This is a genomic window from Oerskovia sp. NPDC056781, assembly GCF_042789955.1.
GTDB classification, from domain to species: Bacteria; Actinomycetota; Actinomycetes; order Actinomycetales; family Cellulomonadaceae; genus Oerskovia; species Oerskovia rustica.
This window is the reverse complement of record NZ_JBHUAD010000004.1, coordinates 17,613-42,834: the sequence shown is the minus strand read 5'-3', so window position 1 is coordinate 42,834 and position 25,222 is coordinate 17,613. Positions and strand designations below refer to the sequence as shown.

The 25,222-nt window shown below is 73.5% G+C and carries 18 protein-coding genes; 5 read left to right on the top strand and 13 right to left on the bottom strand.

Annotation, left to right across the window (positions count from 1 at the left end):
• Positions 1–67 precede the first annotated feature (67 nt).
• Positions 68–1,093, top strand: a complete 1,026-nt coding sequence (locus ACFRCR_RS00955) for a glycosyltransferase family 2 protein (RefSeq protein WP_377674706.1) — start codon at positions 68–70, stop codon at positions 1,091–1,093.
• On the opposite strand, the gene ACFRCR_RS00950 is transcribed toward ACFRCR_RS00955, so the two are convergent.
• The 4 genes from ACFRCR_RS00950 to ACFRCR_RS00935 all read right to left on the bottom strand — a co-directional run bounded on the left by ACFRCR_RS00950 (position 1,090) and on the right by ACFRCR_RS00935 (position 5,388).
• Positions 1,090–2,130: a glycosyltransferase gene (locus ACFRCR_RS00950; RefSeq protein ID WP_377674704.1), complete on the bottom strand. Its 1,041-nt coding sequence runs from the start codon at positions 2,128–2,130 to the stop codon at positions 1,090–1,092. The two genes, ACFRCR_RS00955 and ACFRCR_RS00950, sit on opposite strands and share 4 nt — an antisense overlap.
• Positions 2,127–2,969, bottom strand: coding sequence for a polysaccharide deacetylase family protein (locus tag ACFRCR_RS00945; RefSeq protein ID WP_377674702.1), 843 nt, complete (start codon positions 2,967–2,969; stop codon positions 2,127–2,129). Before ACFRCR_RS00945 ends, ACFRCR_RS00950 begins: the two co-directional genes overlap by 4 nt.
• A gap of 105 nt (positions 2,970–3,074) precedes the next feature.
• Positions 3,075–3,812, bottom strand: a complete 738-nt coding sequence (locus ACFRCR_RS00940) for a hypothetical protein (protein ID WP_377674700.1) — start codon at positions 3,810–3,812, stop codon at positions 3,075–3,077.
• 217 nt (positions 3,813–4,029) lie between these two features.
• Positions 4,030–5,388, bottom strand: a complete 1,359-nt coding sequence (locus ACFRCR_RS00935; protein WP_377674699.1) for a hypothetical protein — start codon at positions 5,386–5,388, stop codon at positions 4,030–4,032.
• Positions 5,389–5,596: 208 nt separating this feature from the next.
• Between ACFRCR_RS00935 and ACFRCR_RS00930 the strand changes: the two genes are divergently transcribed.
• Positions 5,597–10,012 carry a LamG-like jellyroll fold domain-containing protein gene (locus tag ACFRCR_RS00930; protein WP_377674697.1) on the top strand — a complete coding sequence of 1,472 codons (4,416 nt, stop codon included), beginning with the start codon at positions 5,597–5,599 and terminating at the stop codon, positions 10,010–10,012.
• On the opposite strand, the gene ACFRCR_RS00925 is transcribed toward ACFRCR_RS00930, so the two are convergent.
• From ACFRCR_RS00925 to ACFRCR_RS00895, 7 genes are all read right to left on the bottom strand, one after another.
• Positions 9,984–11,216, bottom strand: coding sequence for a GNAT family N-acetyltransferase (locus ACFRCR_RS00925; protein ID WP_377674695.1), 1,233 nt, complete (start codon positions 11,214–11,216; stop codon positions 9,984–9,986). The two genes, ACFRCR_RS00930 and ACFRCR_RS00925, sit on opposite strands and share 29 nt — an antisense overlap.
• 129 nt (positions 11,217–11,345) lie before the next feature.
• Positions 11,346–11,534 carry a hypothetical protein gene (locus ACFRCR_RS00920; RefSeq protein ID WP_377674693.1) on the bottom strand — a complete coding sequence of 63 codons (189 nt, stop codon included), beginning with the start codon at positions 11,532–11,534 and terminating at the stop codon, positions 11,346–11,348.
• 29 nt (positions 11,535–11,563) lie between these two features.
• Positions 11,564–12,727, bottom strand: coding sequence for a GNAT family N-acetyltransferase (locus ACFRCR_RS00915; protein WP_377674691.1), 1,164 nt, complete (start codon positions 12,725–12,727; stop codon positions 11,564–11,566).
• The gene (locus ACFRCR_RS00910; RefSeq protein WP_377674689.1) at positions 12,724–13,914 is read right to left on the bottom strand and encodes a glycosyltransferase family 4 protein; all 1,191 of its coding nucleotides are present in this window, start codon (positions 13,912–13,914) and stop codon (positions 12,724–12,726) included. Before ACFRCR_RS00910 ends, ACFRCR_RS00915 begins: the two co-directional genes overlap by 4 nt.
• A 20-nt stretch (positions 13,915–13,934) precedes the next feature.
• On the bottom strand, positions 13,935–14,753 hold the full coding sequence (locus ACFRCR_RS00905) for an ABC transporter permease (protein WP_377674687.1): 819 nt from the start codon (positions 14,751–14,753) through the stop codon (positions 13,935–13,937).
• Between the two features lie 2 nt (positions 14,754–14,755).
• The gene (locus tag ACFRCR_RS00900) at positions 14,756–15,943 is read right to left on the bottom strand and encodes a polysaccharide ABC transporter ATP-binding protein (protein ID WP_377674685.1); all 1,188 of its coding nucleotides are present in this window, start codon (positions 15,941–15,943) and stop codon (positions 14,756–14,758) included.
• 141 nt (positions 15,944–16,084) lie between these two features.
• Positions 16,085–17,209 (bottom strand): glycosyltransferase family 4 protein, encoded by a 1,125-nt coding sequence (locus tag ACFRCR_RS00895; RefSeq protein ID WP_377674683.1) that lies wholly within the window; start codon positions 17,207–17,209, stop codon positions 16,085–16,087.
• Positions 17,210–17,315: 106 nt separating this feature from the next.
• On the opposite strand from ACFRCR_RS00895, the gene ACFRCR_RS00890 reads away from it, so the two are divergent.
• A complete protein-coding gene (locus ACFRCR_RS00890) occupies positions 17,316–20,690 on the top strand; it encodes a hypothetical protein (protein WP_377674681.1) in 3,375 nt (1,124 codons plus the stop codon).
• A 6-nt stretch (positions 20,691–20,696) separates the two neighbouring features.
• Here the strand turns inward: ACFRCR_RS00890 and ACFRCR_RS00885 are convergent, their stop codons facing one another.
• The gene (locus tag ACFRCR_RS00885) at positions 20,697–21,800 is read right to left on the bottom strand and encodes a glycosyltransferase family 4 protein (protein ID WP_377674679.1); all 1,104 of its coding nucleotides are present in this window, start codon (positions 21,798–21,800) and stop codon (positions 20,697–20,699) included.
• A gap of 84 nt (positions 21,801–21,884) precedes the next feature.
• Between ACFRCR_RS00885 and ACFRCR_RS00880 the strand changes: the two genes are divergently transcribed.
• Positions 21,885–23,099: a glycosyltransferase family 4 protein gene (locus ACFRCR_RS00880; RefSeq protein ID WP_377674677.1), complete on the top strand. Its 1,215-nt coding sequence runs from the start codon at positions 21,885–21,887 to the stop codon at positions 23,097–23,099.
• 32 nt (positions 23,100–23,131) lie between these two features.
• Here the strand turns inward: ACFRCR_RS00880 and ACFRCR_RS00875 are convergent, their stop codons facing one another.
• Positions 23,132–23,797, bottom strand: a complete 666-nt coding sequence (locus ACFRCR_RS00875) for a phosphatase PAP2 family protein (RefSeq protein WP_377674675.1) — start codon at positions 23,795–23,797, stop codon at positions 23,132–23,134.
• Positions 23,798–24,036: 239 nt separating this feature from the next.
• Here ACFRCR_RS00875 and ACFRCR_RS00870 point away from each other — a divergent pair, with 239 nt between their 5' ends.
• Positions 24,037–25,209 (top strand): GNAT family N-acetyltransferase, encoded by a 1,173-nt coding sequence (locus ACFRCR_RS00870; RefSeq protein ID WP_377674673.1) that lies wholly within the window; start codon positions 24,037–24,039, stop codon positions 25,207–25,209.
• Positions 25,210–25,222: the final 13 nt, after the last annotated feature.

Sequence of the window (25,222 nt, the reverse complement as noted above, 5' to 3'; positions counted from 1 at the left end):
TCCACCAGCGAGGGGTCCCCGCCCCTGCGATCTCACCGAATTCACCCCGACCGAACCGAGGAGCGCCGTGCCCGACCGAGGTCCTGACGCCGCGGGCGCGACCGTGGCCGAACCGCTCGTGAGCGTCGTCGTCGCCACCAACCGGGGCGGGCCGTTCCTGGCCGAGGCGCTGTCCTCGGTCGCGGCCCAGACCTACCCGCACGTCGAGCTCGTCGTGGTCGACGACGGGTCGCCCGACCCGGCCGTGATCCGCGGCCTCGTCGAGCAGGCGGGTGTCGGGACGGTCCTACGTCTCGACCCGTCGGGCGTCTCTGCCGCGCGCAACACGGGCGTCCGGCACACCCGCGGCGAACTGCTCGCGTTCCTCGACGACGACGACCGATGGCACCCCGACCGGCTGCGCCTCGCGGTCGACGCGCTGTCCGCCCGACCCGACGCCGTGATCTCCTACTGCGCGATGCGTACGGTCGACCCGGCGGGCGAGGAGCTCGTGGCCGCCGACCAGCGCCCGGCCCGCGACGCACGGGACGTGGTCCGCGGCCTGACGGGGATCATGCTGCCCAACCTCGTGATCCGCCGCGGCGCCTTCGACGCCGTGGGCGGCTTCGACCCCGCGTACCGGCAGGGCGAGGACCTCGACCTGGTCCTCGCGGCCGCGACGCTCGGGCCGTTCGTCTTCGTCGACGAGGTCCTCGTCGACTACCGGTACCACCCCGGCAACACGACGCGGGCCTACCGCGACCTCGCCGCGGGAATCCGGGTGATCCTGCGCGAGCGGCGCTCGCAGGCCCGCGTCGCTCGCCGGACCGGCAGTGCGCGCCGGGCCGGCCATGCCGATCTCGACCCGGCCTACCGTGACCGGCTGCGCGCCAACGACCGCTTCGCCGCGTGGAGCGCCGCCCGGGCCGCGCGGGCCGACCTCTCCGAGCGTCGGGTCCGCGCCGCGTTCGGGCACGTCGCCTGGGCTGCGCGGTTCGCACCGCTCGTGCCCCTTGACTGGGCCCGCGAGCGGGGGCGACGGCTCGTCGGCAGGGTGACGGGCGGGACGACAGGCAGAGCGACGGGCGCCGCCGCCGGCGAGACGAAGGACTAGGACGCGTCCTGCCGCCAGCTCGGCGGAGGGACGATCGGCGGAGCCGCCGGAACCCGCCCGAACGTCCACCCGGCGCTCCAGCTCAGCCGCCACACCAGGTCGGAGAGGTCTCCCGGGCGCCGGATGGTGGAAGCCTTGCGGAACGCCTTCCGGACGAACGAACCACCACGGACGGCGAACGCCCGGCCGCGCCGCGCGAGCCTCGCGAGGCGGCCCGGGACGCCCGCGGGCTGCTCGTCCGCCACCGGCGCGGAGTCCGCCCGCACGCCCGTCGGCTCGTCGTCGCCCGTCGTGCGCGGGGCCTGCGCGTACAGCAGCGCGTACCGGTGGCTCAGCCAGCGCTCGCCCGCGCCGTACGCGAAGGACTGCCGGGCGATGTTCCGCAGACCGTCGCGGCGCCGGACGTGCAGCACGATGTCCGGATCGAACACCAGGTCGTGCCCCGCGAGCTGGACCCGGATGCAGAAGTCGTCGTCCTCCGCGGTCCGGGCCCCCTCGTAGAAGCCCCCGACCTCGTCGAAGACCGCCGTGCGCACGCCCATGTTGCCCGAGCCCGCCGTGACGAACTGCTCCAGCCCGGGCTTGACCGTCAACCGGTCCGTCTGGGCCGTCCACGTGACCGACGACGTCAGGTCGGCGTTCAGCCGCGCACCCTCGAACGGGCCCGCGACGAACTCGTGCTCGGCCAGGGCGCGGTGCATCGCCTCGACCCAGCCGTCCGCGACCATGTCGTCGGCGTCGCAGAACGCCAGGGCCTGCGACCTCGCCTGCGCGACCGCGATGTTGCGGGCCGCGCTGGGCCCGCGACGGGCCGAGGCGTCGACGAGCCGGAGCTCGGGCATGCGACCGGTCCACTCCTGGACGAGCCGACGGGTCCCGTCGCTCGACCCGTTGTCGCTCACGATCACCTCCCAGGGCCACGCGGGACGCTGCGCGAGCAGCGCGCCGAGCTGGACCCCGAGGGTCGCCTCCGCGTCGTACGCCGGGATGATCACCGAGAGCTCCGGGCGGGCCTGCGCGCCGGTGGGTGTGCTCATGTCTGACGCATCCTCTCGCGGGCCATGCTCATGACGGGCTGGTAGGTCGTCACCAGGTCGTGGGCGGTCACGGTCCGGTAGCCGTCGGCCGCGAGACGGTCGAGCAGCAGGTCCAGGACCCGGGCGCGGTCGAAGGCCGGGAACACCTCGTCGGCCGCGAGCGTCTCCGGGTCGCCCCGGTCGTCGTGGAGCAGGAGCATGCTCCCGGGGAAGATCGTCGACAGGGCACGGTCGGCGATCCGCTCCTCCTCGTCGTCGACCCAGTCGAACGCGTCGCCCGACCAGATGAGCACGTCCATGCCCAGCCCCGCGATGCCGTACGCCTGACGGACCGTGTGCGCGCCGTACGGAGGCCGGAACGAGACGAGCGGTGCGGAGACGATCGACTCGACCTCGTCCTTCGCGTCCCGCACGTACCGGACCGCCTCGCCGTCCCCCATCGTCAGCAGCGACCGGTGGTCCTGCCCGTGGAGCGCGAGCTCGTGGCCCTCGGCGAGGATGCGGCGGGCGATCTCCGGGTGCGCCCGGACCTGCCGGGCGAGCGCGAAGAACGTCGCGGTCTCGCCGCGCGCGGCGAGCAGGTCGAGCAGGCGAGGCGTGTGCTCGGGGTGCGGGCCGTCGTCGTACGTGATCGACACGACCCGGTCCGACGTGTTGACGCAGAACGTGCCGAGCGCGCGGGTCAGCGCGCGGGGGAGCGGGAGGCGCGTGTACGCGACCTGCGCGAACCCGCCCCCCACGGGCGCGGGCCTGCTCTCGATGTCGCGGCGACGGACCACGATCCCGCGGGGGGCGCGACGGGCCGTGGTGCGGGATCCGCCGGGCAGGGACTCGGACATCGGCTGACCCTCTCTGGTCGTCCGGGACGGGGACCGCGCCGGACGGGCCGGGCGGGATGGTGCAGATGCTACGGGTGAGGCAGGGCGGGCGCGTGCGCGTCCCGTCTAGGTACGGACCCCGTCGAGCGCCTCGAGCCTCGCGCGGGCCGCGGGGTCGCCGGCGCTCGCGGCGACGAGCCGGGGCCGGAGGGTGTCGACCGCGTCCTGGAGGCTCACGCCGAGCATGTGGTGGAAGGACCAGTCGTCCTCGGGGTCGAACGCCGGGTCCAGGCTCCGGTCTCGCGGTCGCGGGTCGTTGCCCGTGATGTCCCCCGAGTCGAGGAACGGGATGCCCGGCGTCCGTGGCCCGAACGTCTCGAAGTCGGTCACGACGGGCCTGCCGTCGAGCATCCAGATGTTGTGCGGCTGCAGGTCGCCGTGCAGGTTGCCCGTGAGGTAGATCTCGAGCAGGACGTCCAGGGTCCACGCCCCCATCTCGACGCGCTCCTCCCGCGAGAGCTGCTGCCCGGCGACGTCGAGCCGGGAGTCGTCAGGCAGTCGGGGGACCGTGAACCCGCGGCGGTGCCACCGGACCACGGGCATGCGCCACGGTCGGTCGCCGAAGAGGTCTCCCGTGGCCTTCTCGGCGAGGAACGCGTCCTTGCCGACCCGGGTGCGGGCGAAGTACTTCGAGACGGTGGGCCGTCCGCCGGTCGTGGTGTAGACGGTCACCGAGCGGTCGGTGGCCTTGACGAAGGTCGCGCCGACGGGGCTGCCGAAGATGTAGACCATCCGCGCCCGGTCCACGACCCTGCGGACCAGCGAGCGGGGCGGCCCCTCCGCCTGGACGGCAGGCATGCTCATGACGACTCCTCGACTGGTGGTGTGCGGTCGCGGACCCCCACGATCGATCCGGCAACGGTAGCGGTGTGCGCCGCGGCGGGTCCATGGCAGGACGTCGCGGGAGCGGGCGAAATCGGCACGGGCGAGCGGGGCGTCGGCGTCGACGGTCCGCGCCGGTCGCGTGCCGGACGCCGACCGCGGCGTGCCCGACGCCGACCGCGGCGTGCGCGACGCCCCGTCAGGCCCGGCGGTCCTTGAGCGCGTGGACGGCGGAACGCAGGCGGTGGTAGGCGCCACGCACCACGCGGGACCTGCCCAGGGCTCGGGCCACGGGGCTGCGCTTCGCGGACTGCCACAGCTCGGCGGTCGCGACCTTGAGCGGCGGGTCGGCCATCGGCGTGAGCCGGAAGAGCGCGAGGAACTCGGCGTTGCGGTGCACCGCGGGATCGACGGGCAGCGGCACCGTGAACCCGTGCCCCGCGAGGTATCCGTCGAGCTGGGAGGCCGCGACCTCGTCCTGCGTCAGGGTGCGGGCGACCTGCTCGGGCAGCCCGACGTCGAGGGCGAGCTGCGTGAGCCGCCCGACGTAGGCAGGCTTGACGGCCGGCTTCTGCACCTTGGCGTGGTAGAGCAGCGAGAAGAGGTGGTCGTCGTGCCGGGGCACCGCGACCAGGTCGTCCCGCCACTCGCGGCGCGCGAGGATCTCGCGCTGCCACTCGGTGTCGAGGTAGCCGTCACCCACGTACCGGGTGTCGAAGAAGACCTCCTCGCCCCCGACGAGGGTCCGGAACTGCGCACCCTCGGGCCCCGGGTACACCTCGGTCGCGTTGAGGACGGCCGCGAGGTCCGTCTGGTCGTCGCACAGCACGTCGATCTCGTGGTCGTCCTCGAGGGCTCCGGGGAGCTCGTCGAAGTTGCGCAGCACGACGTACCGGGAGGTCCAGCGCAGGGTGCGGAACACCTGGTCGAGGCTGTGCCACCCGCGGCTGCCCACGACGTCCTCCGCGAGCACGGACGTCCCCTCGGCCGGACGCTCCTGCGCGATGATCTCGCGCAGGCGCTCGGGACCCAGGACGAGCGTCGCGTCGCGGAAGAACTCGCGGATGTTGTTGCTCGAGTGGATGCGGTACCCACCCGTGAGCGCGCGGGCCGCGGCCTTGACGCGTGCGACGTTGACGTTGGTGAGCTCGACGTAGCCCGTGACGTTCTGCCGGTAGGAGTAGGCCGGGGCGTGGTCCTCCAGTATCAGCAGGAGGAACGGGCCGTCGCCCACCTCCTCGTGCTTGGGGGACGTGCCCCACAGGGTCTGCCCGTAGAGCCGCTCGAAGTCGTTGACCATCTTCTCGGCGCTCCACCGGACCTCGACCTGCGCGAGGATCGTGAAGTCGGCCGCGACGCGCTCGAGGATCTCGGTCTCGTGCGCCCGGCCCCCGGACCACACGACCAGGAGCTGGAGGTCGCGGTCGTACTGGTGGGCGAACGCGCCGACCTCGGGTGACCAGCGGTAGGTCAGGTCCGCGGGGTCGTACGAGGAGACGGGCGTCCGGGCAGGGGGCTCGGTCCGCGCAGGGGCGAGGTCGCTGCCGGGACGGTTCATGGCGCGACAGTAACGCACACCTCGTGCGTGGCGCCGGGCTGCGACGCGCTGGGAGGGGGCTCTCGCCCGGGTGAACTTTGGCCGTCGACCTTCCGCAGGATTCCGCGCCGATGGTTCGATGGGACGTGGTGGCCGCTCCGGGGGTACGTCGCGAGCCGTCGCTCGCCGCGTACGGATCCACCACCAGTGACTCCGGACAGGATCGATCATGACGGCTCGCCCCGACGGCCCGCCCCGTCGACCGACGAACGCCCGCCGCAGGATCGCGCGCGTCGTGGCGCCCCTCGTGGTGGCCGGGCTCGTCCTCGCCACGGCCGGTTCGGTCGTCACCGGGGACGTGGGGCCAGCTTCCGCGTCGGCGCCCACGCCCGTCCCGGTCACCGCGGTACAGGGCGACAGCCGGTCGGAGAGCCGCGCCGTCGGCGGCATGGTCGGGCAGGACGTCGCACCCAACTTCTCAGCCGACGGCGCGGGCCCCGAGACGCCGTCGACGGTGGCGAAGTCGCTCTGGTGGCGGTGGACCGCCCCGGCGTCGGGCCCCATCAGCTTCTCGACGAGCGGCAGCGAGCTCGACACGACGGTCGCGGTGCGTCGGGCGTCGGCACCGAAGACCGTGGTCGCGACCAACGACGACGACGGCGACGTCTCGACGTCCCGGGTGACGTTCGACGCGGTCGAGGGCGAGGAGTACCTCGTCGAGGTCGGCACCAAGGCCGGCGAGCCGGGCCTCGTGACGCTGGCCTGGCAGGAGCCGGCCCCGTCGCTCGACGCGGCGCCGAGCGGCCCGAGCGCCCTGTCCGCCGAGAACGCCCTCACGACGACGGCGGTCCCGCTGAGCGGCAACACGGGGGAGAAGCCGCAGTCCAAGCTGTGGTTCGCGCACGACACGTGGTGGGCCGCGCTCGCGTCGACGAGCACGGCTCCTGCGGGGACGTGGGTCTGGCGCTACGACCAGACCGCAGGGACCTGGACGAACGTCGTGCGGATCTCGGACCGCACCGACGTGCGCGCGGACGTCAAGGTCGTGGGCGACGTCGCGCACGTCCTGCTCCACGGCCCGACGACGTCGCTCGTCTCGGTCGAGTACGTCGCCTCCTCGAACTCCTACCAGCCGTGGTCCCAGCGCCAGACCGCGACCGCGGTCTCGCTGCCGGGCAGCGAGACGGGCACGATCGACGTCGACACGACGGGCCGGTTGTGGTTGGTCTCCGACACGAGCACGAGCATCCAGGCGCGCTACGCCGACTCCCCGTACACCTCGTTCTCGGCCCCCGTCACGGTGGCATCGGGCGTCCTGGACGACGACATCGGCATGGTCACGGCGATGCCTGGCGGGAAGATCGGGGTGCTCTGGTCCAACCAGAGCACCGAGCGTTTCGGCTTCCGCACGCACGTCGACGGTGCCGCTCCCGCGACGTGGACGGCCGACGAGAAGCCCGCGCAGTCCTCGGCGCTGAACCTCGGCGACGGCATGGCCGACGACCACATGAACGTCGCGGTCGCGTCCGACGGCACCCTCTACGCCGCGGTCAAGACGTCGTACGACTCCCAGGGAGCCACGGTGATCGGACTCCTCGTCCGCCGGCCGAACGGCACGTGGGACCCGATCTACGAGGTCGACCGGCTGGGCACGCGCCCGATCGTCGAGATCGACGAGGTCACGGGCCTCCTGCGCGTCGTCTACACGCACAGCGAGGTCCTCGACGACATCATCGAGAAGGTGACGCCGCTCGCGTCGATCAGCTTCGCCCAGAACGCCACGACCGTGCTCGACGGGACGTACAACAACGTCACGGGCGCCAAGCAGAACGTGCCGGGCGCGACGCTCGTCATGGCGGCCTCGAGCTCGACCGCGGGCACGGCTCGGCTGGCGTGGATCGACCCGCGCGGGCCCGTCGCCACGGCAGGCCTCACCGCGACGTCCGTCGGGGTCGCCGCGACCGGGACCCTCAAGGGATCGTCTCCCGTGGGCGGGGCGCTGACGTTCGAGGTGGTGGCCGCTCCGTCGTCGGGCGCGGTGACGGTGACGAACCCGGCCACGGGGGCGTTCACCTACACGCCCGCTGCGGGCTTCGTGGGGGCGACGAGCTTCACGTTCCGGGTCAAGGCGGGCACGACGTGGTCGAACGTCGCGACCCAGAGCGTACGGGTCACGGAGGTGGCCGGGGCCCGGGGCACGTGGGAGCTCGACGAGGGCGCGGGCGTGCTCACGGCCGACTCCTCGGGCTGGGGGTTCCAGGGCACGCTGACCGGGGGGACGAGCTGGGTCACGGGCAAGGCGGGCAAGGCCGTGCGCCTCGACGGGTCGACGGGCAAGGTGTCCGTGCCGGACGCTGACGGGTTGGACGTGTCGTCGGCGCTGACGGTGTCGGCGTGGGTGCGTCCGGAGCGGACGGCGACGCAGTACGTGGTGAAGAAGGCGGTGTCGGGGTCTGCCGACGGCTACGAGCTGGGCATCTCGAGCGCGGGGAAGCCGTTCCTGCGGGTCAACCAAAAGACGTCGGGGGACACGTTCCGGGTCAACGCCCCCTCGGTGCTCCCGACGAACGGGAGCACGTGGGTGCACCTCGCCGGGACGTACGACGGGCAGCGCCTGCGGATCTACGTCGACGGCGTCGAGCAGGGGTCGACCGCCGGTCCCTCGTCGGTGGGCGTGAACACGCTGCCGCTGACGATCGGCGCGCAGCCCGACGGCCTGTACCCCTTCCAGGGCGCTGTCGACTCGGTGCGCCTGTCCGACCGGGCGCTCACCGCGGCCCAGGTCGCCGAGCTCGTCCAGGGCGGCGGCCCCGTGCCCACGACCCCGGTCGCGACCGACGGGGCCTCCACCACGACGACCGGCACCGCGGTCACGGGCACGCTCGCGGGCAGCTCGCCGGGCGGCGGTGCGCTGACGTTCGAGGTGGTGGCCGCTCCGTCGTCGGGCACGGTGGCCTTGACGAACCCTGCGACGGGGGCGTTCACGTACACGCCCGCCGCGGGCTTCGTCGGGACGACGAGCTTCACGTTCCGGGTCAAGGCGGGCACGACGTGGTCGAACGTCGCGACGCAGACCGTGCGCGTGACCGCGGTCGCGGGGATCCGCGGCCTGTGGGGCCTCGACGAGGGGGCCGGGACCACGACCGCCGACTCGTCGGGCTGGGGTCAGAACGGCACCCTGTCGGGTGGCACCACCTGGGTGACCGGGGTCGACGGCAAGGCCGTGCGCCTCGACGGGTCGACGGGCAAGGTGTCCGTGCCGGACGCTGACGGGTTGGACGTGTCGTCGGCGCTGACGGTGTCGGCGTGGGTGCGCCCCGAGCGCCACGCGACGCAGTACGTGGTGAAGAAGGCGGTGTCGGGGTCTGCCGACGGCTACGAGCTGGGCATCTCGAGCGCGGGGAAGCCGTTCCTGCGGGTCAACCAAAAGACGTCGGGGGACACGTTCCGGGTCAACGCCCCCTCGGTGCTCCCGACGAACGGGAGCACGTGGGTGCACCTCGCCGGGACGTACGACGGGCAGCGCCTGCGGATCTACGTCGACGGCGTCGAGCAGGGGAACGTCGCCGGCCCGGCGTCGGTCGGGGTCAATACGCTCCCGCTGACGATCGGCGCGCAGCCCGACGGCCTGTACCCCTTCCAGGGCGCTGTCGACCAGGTCCGGCTGTACGACCGGGCACTGTCCGGGGCGGAGGTCGCCGCGCTCCGCCAGGCCGTCCAGCCTCCGGCCTCCCCGCCCGTCGCGCAGGACGTGGCCGCGTCGACCGTGAGCGGGACGCCCGTCACGGGCACGCTCGCGGGCAGCTCACCGAGCGGGGGGACGTTGACGTTCGAGGTGGTGGCCGCTCCGTCGTCGGGCACGGTGACGGTGACGAACCCCGCCACGGGTGCCTTCACCTACACGCCCGCCGCGGGCTTCGTCGGGACGACGAGCTTCACGTTCCGCGTGGGCGCGAACGGGCTCTGGTCGAACGTCGCGACGGCGACCGTCCAGGTCGCGCCCGCCGGCGGTCTCCGCGGCGCCTGGGACCTCGACGAAGGCACCGGCCTCGCCGCGGCCGACTCGTCGGGCTGGGGCAACGCCGGCGTCCTCTCCGGCGGGACGACGTGGGTCTCGGCCGATGGCCGGTCCGCCGTGCGGTTCGACGGCGCGACGGGCAAGGTCACGATCCCCGACGCGAATGCTCTCGACGTCTCGACGGCCCTGACGGTCGCCGCCTGGGTGCGGCCCGAGCAGGTCGCGACGCAGTACGTCGTCAAGAAGGCCGCACCGAGCGCGACCGACGGGTTCGAGCTCGGCCTGTCGAGCGCGGGCAAGGCGTTCCTGCGGCTCAACCAGGCGACGTCGGGCGACACGTTCCGCGTCAACGCCACGTCGACCTACCCGTCCGACGGCACCACGTGGGTGCACCTCGTGGGCACCTACGACGGGCAGCGCATGCGCCTGTACGTCGACGGTGTCGAGCAGGGGAACGTCGCGGGCCCCGCGTCGGTCGGGGTCAACACGCTCCCGCTCCTCCTGGGCGGGCAGCCCGGCGGCACGCTCCCGCTCAAGGGGGCCGTCGACGGCGTGCGGCTCTACGACCGCGCGCTGAGCGCGGCCGAGGTCGCCACGCTCAGGACGCAGACTCCGCCGCCTGCCTGACGTCCCGGGTCGGGGGACGCTCGGCCCGGGAACGACGCTCGTCCCGGGCCGCGCGGACCCGGCTCGCGATCACCCGTCGGCCCTGGCCCAGGGCCACGATCTCCCGGAGCAGCAGCTGCCCCGGCCAGCGGCCGAGGGCGGCCGTGAAGGACACCGTGCGCAGCCGCGACGGGTAGAGCTCGTTCTGGTCGGGGTACAGCGACGGGTGCATGCACGAGTCGAGCAGGTCGAGGTCGCCCTGGGCGGCGAACCGCTTGACGGTGAGCAGGCGACCGAGCACCCCGGGCGCGTGCTGCGCCCACTTCTCGGCGTACTCGTCGTACCAGGCGAAAAGGGTGCCTCCGGAGCGCAGGAACGCGGCCATGTAGAGGGTCTCGCCCGCGGGCCGCAGGGCCAGGAGGGTCGCGCGCCCCGCAGCGGCGTGCGCCCGGAAGACGTCCACGAACCACTCGGGTCCCTCGCGCAGCCGGGAGAAGCCGACCCCGTTGCGGTCGGGGTCCGCCTTCCAGGTCTCGAGCTCGAACCGTAAGAACTCGGCCGGGTCCTCGACGACGTCGAGCGTCAGCGTGTCGAGCTCGGCCGGGACGCCCGCAGCCTCCGTGAGGCGGCGGGCCCGACGGCGGACGGCCTTGGCGCGCGACCTCGGGAGATAGCCGAAGCTCCCCGGTGACTCGACGTCGGCGAAGCGCACCGCAGCGCGTTCGTCGCCGCCCCAGACGTGGAGCGTCGAGCCCTCGTCCGCGAAGGCCCGCTGGAGCGCGGCACCGCCCGGGCCGTCGCCCGAGACGAACGCCATCTCGATGCTCCCGCCGAGCTCGTGCGAGAACCGCCGGAACGCCCGCACGAGGCCGGTCGCGGCGCGCCGGGTGTCGTCCGCTCGCAGGAGCGGGACGCCGAGCGAGGTGAACTGGTTGAGGATCGGTCCGTCGTTCGACGCGTGCCGGTGCGGCCAGCGGCGGTTCGCCGGGACCATCTCGTAGGGCATGAGCGCGAGCCACGAGCCGTCCGACTCGACGACCACCAGGCGCAGGGTACGGTCCGGGTCGAAGTGCGCGGCGGTCGGGACCAGGAAGTCGGGCCCGTAGAACACGTTCGGCTCGGCGGCATGGTCGGCGAGCTCCCTCCAGCGGGAGACGTCCTCGGGGCCGAGGGTGGAGACCGCGACGAGGCGGACGGACAGGCGGGGCGAGTAGATCGAAGGCATGGGTTCCCGTTCGAGGGGCAGGCGGCACGGAGGGCCGCACGGCGGAGCGAGCCCTTGCGGGCGGCGCAGGGGGAGCGGCGGGGGCGAGAGGAGATCCTCGATCGACCCGGAGTGGGAGGAGAGGAGGTGTCAGCGAACCGTCGGGAGGCCCGACGGCGGGCCCTCACCGGGGTGCAGGAGGCCGATCTCAGGGCCACGGTAGGTCGTGCGGTGGAGGTGCACGGGGGCGGCCGGTGCGGGGTCGGAGGACGCGTCGGTCCACGCCCTGCCCGTGTGCCCGAGCGTCGCGGCGAGGATGCCGCGGTCGTTCCATGCCATCGCTCGCCCTCCACCGGGTGTCGTCCCGATCATGACGCGTCCTCGGCCGTCTCGCGCGGTGTGCCCACGACGCGGTCGCGCAGCCGGCGCAGGGTCGGCACCGAACGCACGAGGAGGCGCGGGAGGAGACCGCGCGTCGCGAGCACGACCCCGACCAGCGTCCGGCGGTCCCGGTAGAGGCCGCTCGGGCCGACGTTCTTGGGGTGCAGACACGGGTCGAACCGGTCCGCGGTCGTGCTCCCCAGGACGAACTCCTGCTCCATGACACGCCCGATCACGCCGGGGCTGAACTTCGCGAAGCGTTCGTCGTACGTGTCCATGAGCGAGTACAGCGTCCCGCCGGCGCCCAGGAGCATCGACATGTACACCACCTCGTCGCCCGCGACGAGCGTGAGCAGGTGGAGGTTCTTGCGGTCGCGCAGGCCGTCGGTCACGTCGGTGAACCACTCGACGGCTCCCGGCGTCACGTCGAGCGCGCCGCCGTCCTGGCCGACGTCCCCCTTCCAGCCCGAGGCCTCGAGGGCGACGAAGTCCTCGAAGGCCCGCGGGTCCGCCCCGCGGTCCTCCATGACGAGCGGCCGCCCGGTCGACTCCTCGAGGCGGCGGATCAGCCGCTCGACCTGCTTGCGCTTGGAGCGGCTCAGGGCGTCCCGGGGGGCGGGCGCGTCGCTCGCACGGTCCAGGAAAGCCCGCTCGAAGCGCGATCGTTCGAGCATCGGGACGCCGGCGCGGTGGCAGGCGTCGTGGAGGGCGTCGCTCAACGCGCCGTCGCCGGGCAGCAGAGTGAGCTCGACGAGGGGTGGGAAGCCGTTGCGCCGGTCCGCGAGGTGGCCGAGCAGGTGGTCGAGCGCGGTCGCCGCGTGCTCCGTGTCGACGAGGGGCGCGCACAGCGGCGCGTCGTCCTTGAGGAAGGTGCCCGCGGTCGTCGCGTACCGCAGCGGCGTGCCGTGGAACCGCTCGTCACGGCTCAGGGGCAGGAGCGCGATCATGCGGTCGTCGCGCTCGACGACGAGCAGCACGATGCCCGTGGTCCGTGCGAGCCACCGGGATGCCGAGAGCAGGTAGGCGGGGGACAGGAACGGGTTGGGTTCGAGTGCGCGGTCCACGAGGTCGGCCCAGCGCTCGGCCTCGACGGGCGTCACCTCGCCCAGCCGCAGCGTCCGGGCGCGCACGACGCCGGCGGCCGGGTTCATGCCGACCCGCCTGCGCTGTGGGCCCGGGCGCCGGCGAGGACCTGGTCGAGCCGGGTGCGGGCACGGGACCAGTCCATCTCGGCAGCGTGCGCCCGCGCGGCCACCTGGGCGCGGACGAGCAGGGACTCGTCGTCGGCGAGCGCGGCGAGGGTCTCGGCGAGGGCGGCGACGTCGTCGGGAGGCACGAGGATCCCAGCGGTGCCGACGGCCTCGGGGATGCCGCCGATGTCGGAGGCCACGACGGCGGCCCCCGCGGCCATGCCCTCGAGCGCCGTCAGGGCGAAGGGCTCGGCCCAGCGCGAGGGGACCACGACGACGTCTGCCGTGCGCAGGACCTCACGCACCTCGCCGCGAGGGAGGAAGCCCGTGAAGGTCGTCGGCACGGTCGTCCCCGCGGAGCGTCGACGCAGGTCGCGCTCGTAGGGCGTCAGGGGGTCCGCGGCGTCGAAGCCCGCCGCACCGACCACGGTGAGCCGCACGTCGGTGCGCCCGAGGCGCCGGACCGCGTCCACGACGACGTCCACCCCCTTGTCCGGGATGGTGCGACCGACGAACACCACGTGCAGGACGTCGCCGCGCTCCCTACGGTCCGCCGAGGCGGCGCCGCTCGGCGCGTCGACCCCGTTGTGGACCACGGCCACACGGTCCCGGAGACCGGGCGGGAGCAGCGCCGTCGTCTCGTCGGCCAGGAAGGCGCTCACGCACACGATGCGGTGCACAGGCCCGAGGGTGCGCGCCAGCTCGCGGTGGCCGTAGGTGCGCAGGAGCTGGTTGTGCGCGTACAGCACGGGCAGGTGCCGGTCGGCGTCGACGAGCGGGACGAGCTGCGGGGCGTTGTGCGCGAACACGTACGACGGCGACCAGGCGGCCTGGTCGCGGACCGTCGCCGCGAACGCGCGGCGGGCCCCGTGGCGCGGCAGCCCCACGCGTGAGGCTGCCGCGTCGGTGTAGCGCTCCCAGCGTCGCGCTGACGCCTGCGGGTACTCGATGACGTGCGCGCCGTCGTAGCGGTCCGGGTAGGTGCCCCGCGCCACGACGACCGACGACGGCGCCGACCCTGCGGACGCCCCTCGCACCAGGCCGTCGACGACCGTCGGCACCGCGCTCCCCGTGCGCGGGGAGTAGTGGTCACCGGGCGTGAGGACATGGACGTGCCCGCGGTCACGCGTCTGGTCGGACCACTTCATCGGGATCCCTCCTGACCGGGTCAGATCACGTCGGCGAAGCCACGCTCGAGCTTCTGGAAGATCAGCGCGCCACCCGTGAAGGCGAGCCCCGACACCACGACGAGCGCGACGACCTGCCACAGCTCAGGGGCCGCCTGCCCGAGCAGCGACCAGCGGAAGCCCTCGAGCAGCCAGGTGAGCGGGTTGATGTTGAAGATCCACAGCAGGTTCGCCGGGACGGCCTCCAACGAGTACGCGACGGGGGTCGCGTACATGAGGATCTGGATGACCCAGGGCAGCGCGTACCCGACGTCGCGGTACTTGACCATGACGGCAGAGCTCGCGACCCCGATCGCGGCGCCGAGCAGCACGGCCAGGAGCGTCCAGAACGGCAGGAGCAGGATGGGCCACCCGGGGTTGATCCCGTAGACGAACAGCAGGATCACGAAGAGCCCGAAGGCGACCGCGTAGTCCACGAGGACCGCGAGGATCGTCGAGAGCGGAACGAGCATGCGCGGGAAGAAGACCTTCGACACGAGCGACTGGTTCGCCACGAGCGAGGACGACGAGCGGCTCGCGACGCCGCTGAACACGTTCCACGCGAGCTGGCCTGCGAAGGCGAAGATGAAGTACGGGACGCCGTTGCTCGGCAGGTCCGCGACCTGTCCGAACACGATCGCGAAGATCCCGGCCGCCGCGAGCGGCTGCAGGATGACCCAGGCGACACCGATCACGGTCTGCCGGTAGCGCAGCAGGACGTCGCGCCGACCGAAGCTGACGAGGACCTCGCGGGCCTCCCACAGCTCCTTGACCGACGGCAGGTCCCACCGCCCGGGCGGGGTGATCACGGTCTTGCTCATCGTCACCACCTCTCGTACTGGAAGTCGGCCAGCACCATGCCGTGGGTCAGCGCCTCGTCGGACGTGACCTCGGGGTACGGCGGGTTGGGCAGGACCTCGAAGGCGCCCGCGCCCTCCCAGGCGTCGAGGATGCCGGTCTTGCACACGTACAGGTCGTACGTGTACTTGCCGGGCTTGAGCCACAGGTCCTTGATGGTCAGCGCGCCGCGCTGGGGGACGGTCGGGTCGAGCCACAGGCCCACGAGGCGCGAGTCGCACTGGACGACGATGTTGCCGTTCATGTCGTTGACGTGGCACGAGACGAAGTAGTTGCCGACCAGATCCGGGTTGGCGCCCACCGCGAACTCGATGACCTTGTCCTCGGTGGGCTCCATCGTCTCCTCGGCGATCGTCGCCTCGGTGAAGCGGAGCTCGCCGGTGCCGGCCCGCCGGGACGCGTCCTGCTGGGCGACGTGGAAGCTCGTGAAGCTGTTGCGGTACTCGGCCAGCGCGTCCTCGACGTTGCCCGCGTACGTGAGCTTCCCCTGGTCGAGGTAGATCGCGCGGGTGCACAGCGCGGACACGGTCTGCGCCTGGTGGCTCACGTACAGGACCGTACGGCCGTCGCGGGCGACGTCGCGCATCTTCGCGAGCGACTTGGCCTGGAACTCGGCGTCACCGACCGCGAGGACCTCGTCGATCGCGAGGATCTCGGTCTCGAGGTGCGCGGCCACCGCGAACGCGAGGCGCACGTACATGCCCGACGAGTAGCGCTTGACCGGGGTCTCGAGGAACTTCTCGACCCCCGAGAAGTCCACGATCTCGTCGAACCGGCGCTGGATCTCCTTGCGGCGCATGCCCAGGAGCGTGCCGTTGAGGTAGACGTTCTCCCGCCCCGTGAGCTCGGGGTGGAAGCCCGTGCCGACCTCGAGCAGGCTGCCCACCCGGCCACCCAGCTCGATGCGGCCCGCCGACGGCGCGGTGATCCGGGTCAGGAGCTTGAGGAGCGTGCTCTTGCCCGCACCGTTGCGCCCGATGATGCCCAGCGCCTCGCCCCACGGGACCTCGAAGTCGACGTCCTTGAGCGCCTCGAAGTCCTCGTACTCCGGCTTGTGGAGCGGGTGCTTGACGCGGTTGATCATCGCCTCGGCGGCGGTCGTCGGCCGGAAGCCGCTCTTCGCGATGCGGTAGGACTTGCCAAGGCCCTTCACGGCAACAGCGGGATCCGCCACGGTGTCCCCTTCGGCATGGTGTCCGCGCGACTGCGGATCGTGTGGTGGTCGGAGGAGTCTCGACCGGTGAGAACCGGGCCTCCAGCGACACGGGCACACTATCAGCGGGTGGGCGCCGGATCAGGGCCTGGAGCGGGTGGAATTCTCGGACAGCCAGGCGACGATCGGCGCGGTCGTGCGTTCCCAGGGCAGCTCGTCCATCGCCCAGCGGTAGGTCCGTCGGCCCTCGTCGTCGGCGAGAGCGGGGTCGGGACCCAGTCGCTCGACGAGCCAAGCGACCCACTCGTCGGTGTCGTTCGTGACGCGCGCGGGGGAGCCCGGGTGGGCGCTGGCGCCGTCGGTGGTCGCGATCACGGGGCGTCCGGTCGCGAGCGCCTCGCCGAGCTTGACCGGGGCGCCGACCCCGGCGCGCACAGGCACCCCGACCACGCGCGAGGCCGCCGTGAGGTCGGAGAGCGCGGGGACGCGGCCGAGCCCGCGGAAGCCCTCGATCTCGGCGAACCGTGCGGGGGTGCCGTTCCCCGCGACGTGCCACTCGGCGTCGGGCACGGCCTCGCGCACGCGTGGCCACACGTCCTTGGCGAACCACGCGATCCCTGCGGTGTTCGGGGTCCAGGACCAGTTGCCGAACATGCCGACCACGGGCGGCGGCGCGGCGGCAGGGGGCGGCGGCCACTCGGACTCGTCGATCCCGTGCGGCGCGACGATCCGCTGCGCGGTCCCGCCGTCCGGCAGGCGGTCGAGCTCGGCGGGCGAGCAGACCGAGACGGCCGAGGCGTCGCGCAGGACGCGGTCCTCGATCTGGCGGAACATGGCGGCCTCACGCGTCCTGCCATACCGGGTCAGCCAGGGGCTCATGACGTTGTGGACGTCGACGAGGACCGGGACACCGAGCCTGCGCCCGGCCCCGCGCAGCAGCGCCCAGGACTCGAGGTGAGCCACGATCACGTGGTCGTACCGGCCCGAACGAGCACGGCGGCGCGCGAGGAAGTAGCGGGTCGGGTGGGGGAGGCGCTTGTGCAGGAACGGCGCGAAGCGCTCGACGGTCGCGATCTCCCGCAGGGTCGTGTCGTCCTGGTCCCCGGCGAGCGTCATGACGTGGACCGACCAGCCCGCGCGGACCAGGGCACGGATCTGGAAGTACTGGCGTCGTTGGCCGCCCTGACCGTCGCGGTCGGGGGTCTCGTTGCTGAGCCACAGGACCGAGCCCCGGGCACGGGCGTCGTCGCGCGGGTCCGTGTCCATGCGGTCAGCGTAGGGGATGGGCCCCCGCTCGGGCGGCCCCACCGTGGGGGTGAAATCCGCGGCCCGTCGCCCCGCCCGACGGGGGTGCCGGACGTACGATCGAGCCTTGGCCCACCCTTCCGGGCCCGACGGGAGCACCGACGTGACCGACCCGCCAGCGCCGAGCGAGCGCCCCACGCCCTGGTACCGACGACACCGGGCCTGGGTGGTCGGCGTCGCAGGGACGGTCGTGGTCGTCACGGCGGCGGTGCTGGTCGTCCGCGCGGTCGGTGACGGAGCGGCCGCGGACCCCGGGGCGTCCGGGCCGCCCATGCCCACGGTCGTCAGCGCGAGCGAGCCGGGCGCGGCCCCGGTGTGCGGGTTCCCTGTGGTCGACAAGATCACGCACGACGGCGTCGACCCGGCCGACCTGGGCGGTCGTCGCGACGTCGTCGACGACGTCGCGACCCTGACGGACGGCACGGTGCTCTCGATGCGGGTCCGTGACGGGCTCGCCTACGTCCTGGAGTGGGACAGGTCGAGCGCCTACCGCGTGACCCGCTACGACGTGACGACGGGTGAGGCGAAGGGCGCGACGGACTTCGAGCTGCAGCTCGACGAGGGCAACGAGGCGTTCAGCCCCGAGCAGTTCGAGGTCGACGACGACGGCGGCATCTACTTCCTCGACACCCTCATGCAGCGCCGTGACCTGGTTCGCTTCGAGCCCGACGGCTCCCGGTCCTGGACGACGCACCTGCCCGAGGGGGACCAGACCGAGGGCGGGGTCCTCGACCTGTACGGCATGGCGATGTGGGACGACCTCGACGGGCGGCCCGTGATCGGGGTGCACGAGACCGAGCGGACCATGCACCTCGTGGGGACGGACGGGAAGATCGTCGGCACCCGGGACGACGTCCCGGGTCAGGTGCTGGGTCAGCTCCCGGACGGCGGTCTGGTGCTCGAGTCGTCGGGGACGTCGGACGCGGGGGCCACGGACGACCTGACGGTCCTCGACCAGGACGGGGCCGAAGAGCTCCACCTCGGGGCCACGGCGAACGGCAAGTGGGCGTTCGCCAAGCCCTCGCAGCACTGGTTCGACTCCGTGGTCGGCGTCGCCCCGGCCCCCGACGGCGACGGGCTCGTGGTGATCGAGGACGGTCTCGGGTTCGAGCACGTCGGCGCCGACGGCGTCCACCGGGGCGTGTGGCCCGACGCGCGCGCCGACCTCGACGCGGACTTCACGCTCCTCGACGGCTCGCCCCTCGTGCTCGACGACGGCACGTACTACGCCCTCACGACGAGCGAGGGGGCCGTCGCGCTCACCGCGGTCACGGCCGACCGCATGGCGTACCAGCTCGGTGCGCCCGTGAAGTACAACGCGATCAACGACGGCTTCCTCTCGGTCATGGGCGCGGGGGCCGGGCTCGTGACCGACAAGGTCTACAACTACTTCCCGCCGGGAGAAGAGCCCGCGGTCCGCCTGAGCCTCGACGACTCGTGGGGACGCTGGGCCGACCGGTACGAGCTGCGCTTCCAGGTGCGGGGCGACCCGCGGGTGTTCGACCCCGTCGTGGGCGACGAGCAGGTCGTCGACATCCCGGCAGACGGCGGGGACGTGCCCGTGACGCTGCCCGCCACGCGGCCCGGGGTCTACGAGGTCGACGCGGCGCTGGTCGACCGTGAGAGCGGCGACCCGGTCTCGGGGACGTGCCTGCGCTACACGGTCGGGGCCCCCGGCGCGCCGCTCGACCTCGCCGGGCTGGCCGACGGCGCCGACTGGGGCGGGGCCTCCGTCCTGCGCGGGGTGCAGCTCGCCGACCAGCTCGGCGTGGGCAGCTTCCGCTGGCAGCTCGACTTCGGGGCGATCGTGCCCGACCCGACCGGTACCCCGAGCGCCGACGGGCTGGTCTGGGACTCGCTCCCGACCGCCGGCATGCCCGAGCCGGCGGAAGGGGTCGAGACCGACCCGTTCGCCGAGCTCTCGGCCGCCGCGGCGCTCGCGCAGGCGAGCGGCGTCACGCTGACGCTGCAGCTCGGGTCCGGCGGCGAGGCCGAGCGGGCGGCGGTCGACGCGGGCACCTGGGAGGGCTGGTCACGCGAGATCGTCGCGGCGATCACGCAGGAGGCACCTGGGGTCGTGGCGTGGCAGCCGTGGAACGAGCCCAACAACACGGGCTTCGACGACGGCGCGCAGTACGAGGAGCAGATCGGTGCGCCGTTCGCGGCCGGGGCGCGCGCGGCGTTCCCCGGCATCCGGATCGTCGGCGGGAACACCCTGGGCATCGTGCCCGACTGGTGGGCCGCGCTCGTCGAGGCCGGTGGGTGCGCCTCGATGGACGTGGTCGGCATCCACCCGTACACGGGGCTCAACCGCTCGTGGGAGGAGCAGGGCTTCTCCCGGCCGGGCGACGACCTCGACGCGCTGCGCGAGGCCCTCGCCCCGTGCGGGGACCTGCCCGTCTGGGACACCGAGTCCGGCTGGTGGTCCGACGGCGTCGCGAACTTCTGGGCGGGCGGCTCCGACGTCGCGCGCAAGCTCCTCTGGTACGGGTCCGAGGGGATCGACGAGTGGACGTGCTTCTTCTCCGAGGGGGGCTTCGGGGAGTCGGGCAACTCGTGGTCGCTCGTCCAGTACGGCAGCTACGTCAAGCCGTCCGGGGCGGCGTTCGCCGCGACCTCGGGCCTGCTCGCGCCCTACGGGGCGCCGACGTTCGTCGAGACCGGCGTCCCGGGGACGTTCGCGGCCTCGGCCGAGGGGCCGGCGGGAGAGCCGCTGCTCGCGGTCTGGGGCGACGACCTCTCGACCACGCTGCGCGTCACGGCCGACGGCGGCCCGGGCACGCTGCGGATGGTCGACCAGTACGGGGCCGAGACGAGCGTCGACGTCGGCCCGGACGGTGCCGACCTCCCGGTCACGGGAGCGCCGGTCTTCCTCGTCGGGGCACCGGGCCAGGTGCTCGCAGTCGGGGCCACCCAGCCGTTCGGCCCGGACGTCCTGGCCGGGCGGCCCGTCACGGCCACCTCGACCCACGAGGAGGCCGACGCGCAGGTCGTGACGTCCGGGACGTTCGACGTGCGCGACCCGTGGCGCTCGGGTCGACTCGCGGACGACGTCGTCGACGAGAACCCGTCGGTGACCGTGACGACCGACGGGCCGCAGACGATCGACCGCATCGGAGTCGCGACGGCCGGGATCCGGTGCTGCAGCATGGGGCTGCGCGACTACACGGTCTCGGTCCAGCTGCCCGACGGCACCTGGCAGGACGTCGCCCAGCAGAAGGACCAGTTCTCCGACCGGGTCGCGGTGTTCGAGATCGACCCGGTCGAGGTCACCGCGGTGCGCGTCTCGGTGCCCATGACGACCGAGCGGGGAGTGCCCGTGCTCGCGGCGAACTACTCGGGCGTCGTGGGCGGGCTGCACCCGTCCTTCCTGCCGCTGACCACCGAGAGCGCCTACGTCGCGACCGTGAGCGCTCTTCAGGCCTGGGGCCCCGGAGCCTGACCTGCGTCAGCGCGCGGCCACGGCCCGCCACACGGCTGCGTGCTGCGCCGCGCTGCGCTCCCACGTGAAGTCGGCCGAGCGGACCCGGCCGCGCTCGACCATGGCCGCGACCTCCGGGTCGTCGGAGAGTGCGAACAAGGTCGCCTGGGCGATCTCGTCGGGCGTGGGGTCCACCAACAGGCCGCCGTCGCCCACGACCTCGGGCAGCGAGCTCGTGCGAGCCGCGACCACGGGTACCCCCGCGGCCATGCCCTCGAGCGCCGGCAGGCCGAAGCCCTCGTAGTGCGAGGGCACCACGACGACGGCGGCGCCCGCGACCAGGCCGGGCATGACGTCGTCGGGCAGGCGGCCCACGAGGCGCGTGCCCGCGAGCGCACCGAACAGCGCGTCGCGCCGCGCGTTGCGGGGCCCGCTCATGACGAGCGTGAGGTCCGGGCGCGCGCTGTGGATCAGCGGCCACGCCGCGGCGAGGCTCTCGAGGTTCTTGCGCCGTGACGCGCCGCCCGCGTGCAGCACGTACGGGCCCGCGATGCCCAGCGCGTCGAGCGCCGCGACGTCGAGCGGCGGGGTGCGGAAGTAGCGCTCGTCGACCCCGTTGTAGGCGACGTGCGGGCGCTCGACGCCGAGCAGCTCGGCGATCTCGTCGGCGCTGAACTCCGAGACCGTGACGATCGCTGCCGCGCGCCGGGCCTCCTCGGCGGCCGCGCGCACCGGCCGGGACTCGTCGTCGAACCGCCAGGACACCACGTCCTGGATGGTCACGACGTCACTCGTCGGGTGCGGGGGCAGCTCGAGCCCGACGCGGTGCACGACGGCGCCGCGCGGGTAGACGACCCGGCCCGCGGCCCGGCGCAGCGCGGGCGAGGCGGAGCCGAGGCGGGAGAGCGGCAGGCGCAGCGTGCCCGGCAGGGGTGAGCGCAGGGAGCGGGCGACGGTGCGCCGCACGGTCCAGTCCTCGGCCCCTGCGGGAGCCTTGGTCGCGGTGGGTGAAACCGCTACTCCGGTGGGTGCGGAGAGGGCTCGGGCCGCCCGGGTGGCGACCTCCTCCTGATAAACTTGCGCGCCCATGGGCACCTCAACCGCGACGGTCGCGATCACCAGCTGCGGCATGCGGGGAGTCCGTTCTCTCGCGGCACGGGAAGAGCCCCACTCTAGCGGCGCGTGGCGCCCCGACGACGGTCTCCAGGGGGCGAAATGAGTCCCCGCACCGCGCTCGTCACCAGCTCCTACGCGCCCCGCACGGGCGGCGTGGAGACCCACGTCCAGCACGTCGCGCGCGTGCTCGCCGCCCGCGGGGAGACGGTCGAGGTGTGGGCCGTCGACCAGGGCGAGCACCTCGGGACCCGCGTGCTCGACGGCGTCACGGTCCGCTACCTGCCGACCCCCCAGCCCTCGCGCGGTGCTCGCGGCGTCCTGTCCTTCGCGGTCCGCTGGCCCGCGGCCGCCCGGCGATGGTTCGGCGCGTACCGTTCGCTGCGTCCTGACGTCCTGCACGTGCAGTGCTTCGGCCCCAACGGCGTCTACGCCACGGCCCTGGGGCGCCTCACCCGCACACCGCTCGTCGTCAGCTCGCACGGCGAGACGTTCGCCGACGACCACGACGCGCTCGGCACGTCCTGGTGGATGCGCACCTGGTTCGGCGCGGCCCTCGCCCGTGCGGACGCCGTGACGGGCTGCTCGACGATCGTCACCGAGGACCTGGCCGAGCGCTTCGGGTACCCGGGGGCCGTCGTCGTGCCGAACGGCGTGGAGCTCTCGGCGCCGGCCGCAGGCCCGACAGGTCCTCCGGCGCCCCGCGCGGGCCCGACCCGACCCGCGGACCCGCCCGACGCCGTCGGGCGTCCCGTGCTGCTCGCGGTCGGCCGCGTCGAGCACGTCAAGGGCTTCGACCTGCTGCTCGAAGCCTTCGCGTCGTCGAGCCTCGCCGACCGGGCGGGGCTCGTGATCGTGGGCGACGGGTCGGAGCTCTCGGAGCTGCGTCGACGGGCACGGGCACTCGGGGTCGAGGATCGCGTGTCCTTCCCCGGGATGCTGGGGCCGGACGCCGTCGCCGAGGCGCTCGCGGCGGCCACGGTCGTGGTCGTGCCGAGCCGCAAGGAGGCCGCGTCGATCGTGGTGCTCGAGGCCTGGCGGGCCGGGCGTCCCGTGGTAGGCACCGTGCTGGGAGGGCCCCGCACGCTCCTCACCGACGGCGTCGACGGCCTGCTCGTCGACCCCCGGGACGCCGAGGCGCTCGCGGGGGTGATCGAGTCGCTGCTCGACGCGCCGGACGTCGCGGCCGCGCTCGGGGCCGCGGGGCGTCGCGAGGTCGAGCGCTACACGTGGGAGGCCGTCGTGGACCGGTACGACGACGTCTACGAGCGCGTCCTGAGATCCCGGTCCGCCCGGCGAGCCCGCGCGCCGAGGTAGGACCTCCTGCACGAAGTAGAGCTCTGCGGGTACTACCCCGACGCAGGAGGTTCTTCCTCGCGGGCGACGACCCGGCGCTGCGTGAGCGCGAGCACCAGGCACGTGAGCGCCCCCACGAGCGCGAGGGACGCGACGACGTCGCTCGGGCGGTGCGCGTGCTCGAGCAGCGAGGCGACGCACGCCACGAGACTCACGACCACGGCCCACGCCACGAGAGCCCCCGAGCGACGCGGCCAGAGGAACAGGACCGCGACGCACAGAGCGGCCGTCACCGCGACGTGCCCCGAGGGCAGGGTGTTCTGGGGGTAGGCCAGGTCGGCGAGGTCCGGCCGGTCGAGCGCCCCGTCGCGGAGCCAGCGGGCGAGCGGGATCGTGACCACCACGACGGCCACCGCCCGCACGACCGCGCGCCATCGGCGGGCCCGCAGCGCGAGCACCCCGAGGACCGCGCACCCGACCCCGAGCGCCACGGGCAGGGCCGGTCGCAGGACCTGCGCGAACGACCCGAGGAACGGGTTGAGCTGCTGCCACGAGACGAACGCACCGTTGTCGAGCTGCTGCCCCGCGAGCGTGCGGACGGTCACGACGTACGTCGCCGCGAACACCGCGCCGAGCACCAGTGCCCCGGCGAGCAGGAGCGGGACGCGGGCCGATCGCCCGAGGCGGGTGCCGACGTCGTGCAGCTCGTCCGTGGTCACGGGCAGGCCTTCCTGGGAGTACGTCGGGCGGCGCCTGACGAGTGGCTGACGAGCGTCCACGGACACCCGACGGGCACTGTCGGAGGACGACGGCGCGGCGTGGGAATCCGGTCGGGTGAAATCAGTGCTCCCACTGTGGCCCCGGCGTCGTTCGGTGTCTACCGTCGTACTGCAGATGCCCCGGGCACCGGTCTCGCGAGGTCCAGGGAAAGCGATCGCCGGACGACAGAGGGTCCTTCATGGCACGGAGCCGTGTGCTGAGCATCATCGACCTGACGGATCAGGAGATCGAGGCGTGGCGGGCGCTCGCAGCCCGCGCCGCCGAGCCCAACCCGTACTTCGAGCCCGAGATGCTGGTGCCCGCGGTGCGCGAGCTCAGCGGTGGGTCCGAGCTGCGGCTCCTGGTCGTCGACGACCCGGGCGGGACCGCGCCCGGAGAGGTGGAGCCCGGCGGGGCAGACCCCGGCGGGGCAGAGTCCGGCGGGTGGTGGGCCGCGCTCCCGTTCGAGATGGTCCCGGGCGACACGCACTGGCCGTGGCGGCACGCCTCGACCGGGTCGGACTTCCTGGCGCTGTACTGCCCGCTGGGCACGCCGCTGGTCGACGGTGCGCGCGTCGACGAGGCCGTCGAGGCGCTGGTCGACGCGTTCCACCTGCGACGCCGCGAGCTCGGGCAGGCGATCGACCTGCACCTGCTGTCCCGTGACGGCCGGGTCGGCCAGCGGCTCGGAGAAGTGTGCGAGGAGCGTGGCGTCCCGGTGCACACGTGGGGCGGGGACCCCCGGGGTGCGGTCCGGTTCGACGAGGGGGATCCCGGGAGCTGGGCAGAGCGGATGCCTCGGGGCAAGTCGCTCGCGCGCGGTCGCCGACGCCTCGAGCGTGCGGTGGGCGAGACCCTGGTCCTGGAGGACAGGGGGGACGACCCCGAGATCGCGAAGGCGTTCCTCGACTTCGAGCAGCAGGGGTGGAAGGGCGACGCGTCGCGCGGCGGCCTGGGGTTCCGGAGCCGCCGCGGTGGGCAGGAGTGGTTCACGCAGATGCTCGCGGGCTTCGCCGAGACGGGGCGCGCGCACGTGTTCGCGCTCGTGGCCGGTGGGGTCCTGCTGCACATGGCGGTCATCGTGTGCACGGGGTCCACGGCGTTCGGCTACTTCGACGTGTACAGCGAGGAGTGGGCGCGGTACGGGCCGGGCGCGATCGGTCGCATGATGGCGTTGTCGTGGCTCGACGAGAACTCGGACGTCGAGGTGTTCGACAGCTCGATGAACCCCTCGCTCTACAAGGACGCGACGGACCTGTTCCCCGACCGGCTCACGATGGTCTCGTCGACCGTGGTCACGGGGGGCGTGGTCGCGCGCCTGACCATGCGGCTCATGCGTGCCGCCGCGCGCGTGGTACGGCGCTTCCGGTGACGACCTTTGCGGG

Coding starts and splice junctions, on each gene's coding strand:
- ACFRCR_RS00950 (WP_377674704.1), bottom strand. CDS start 2,130: ATGAGCACACCCACCGGCGCGCAGGCCCGCCCGGAGCTCTCGGTGATC.
- ACFRCR_RS00945 (WP_377674702.1), bottom strand. CDS start 2,969: ATGTCCGAGTCCCTGCCCGGCGGATCCCGCACCACGGCCCGTCGCGCC.
- ACFRCR_RS00940 (WP_377674700.1), bottom strand. CDS start 3,812: ATGAGCATGCCTGCCGTCCAGGCGGAGGGGCCGCCCCGCTCGCTGGTC.
- ACFRCR_RS00935 (WP_377674699.1), bottom strand. CDS start 5,388: ATGAACCGTCCCGGCAGCGACCTCGCCCCTGCGCGGACCGAGCCCCCT.
- ACFRCR_RS00930 (WP_377674697.1), top strand. CDS start 5,597: ATGACGGCTCGCCCCGACGGCCCGCCCCGTCGACCGACGAACGCCCGC.
- ACFRCR_RS00925 (WP_377674695.1), bottom strand. CDS start 11,216: ATGCCTTCGATCTACTCGCCCCGCCTGTCCGTCCGCCTCGTCGCGGTC.
- ACFRCR_RS00920 (WP_377674693.1), bottom strand. CDS start 11,534: ATGGCATGGAACGACCGCGGCATCCTCGCCGCGACGCTCGGGCACACG.
- ACFRCR_RS00915 (WP_377674691.1), bottom strand. CDS start 12,727: ATGAACCCGGCCGCCGGCGTCGTGCGCGCCCGGACGCTGCGGCTGGGC.
- ACFRCR_RS00910 (WP_377674689.1), bottom strand. CDS start 13,914: ATGAAGTGGTCCGACCAGACGCGTGACCGCGGGCACGTCCATGTCCTC.
- ACFRCR_RS00905 (WP_377674687.1), bottom strand. CDS start 14,753: ATGAGCAAGACCGTGATCACCCCGCCCGGGCGGTGGGACCTGCCGTCG.
- ACFRCR_RS00895 (WP_377674683.1), bottom strand. CDS start 17,209: ATGGACACGGACCCGCGCGACGACGCCCGTGCCCGGGGCTCGGTCCTG.
- ACFRCR_RS00885 (WP_377674679.1), bottom strand. CDS start 21,800: ATGCCGCAGCTGGTGATCGCGACCGTCGCGGTTGAGGTGCCCATGGGC.
- ACFRCR_RS00880 (WP_377674677.1), top strand. CDS start 21,885: ATGAGTCCCCGCACCGCGCTCGTCACCAGCTCCTACGCGCCCCGCACG.
- ACFRCR_RS00870 (WP_377674673.1), top strand. CDS start 24,037: ATGGCACGGAGCCGTGTGCTGAGCATCATCGACCTGACGGATCAGGAG.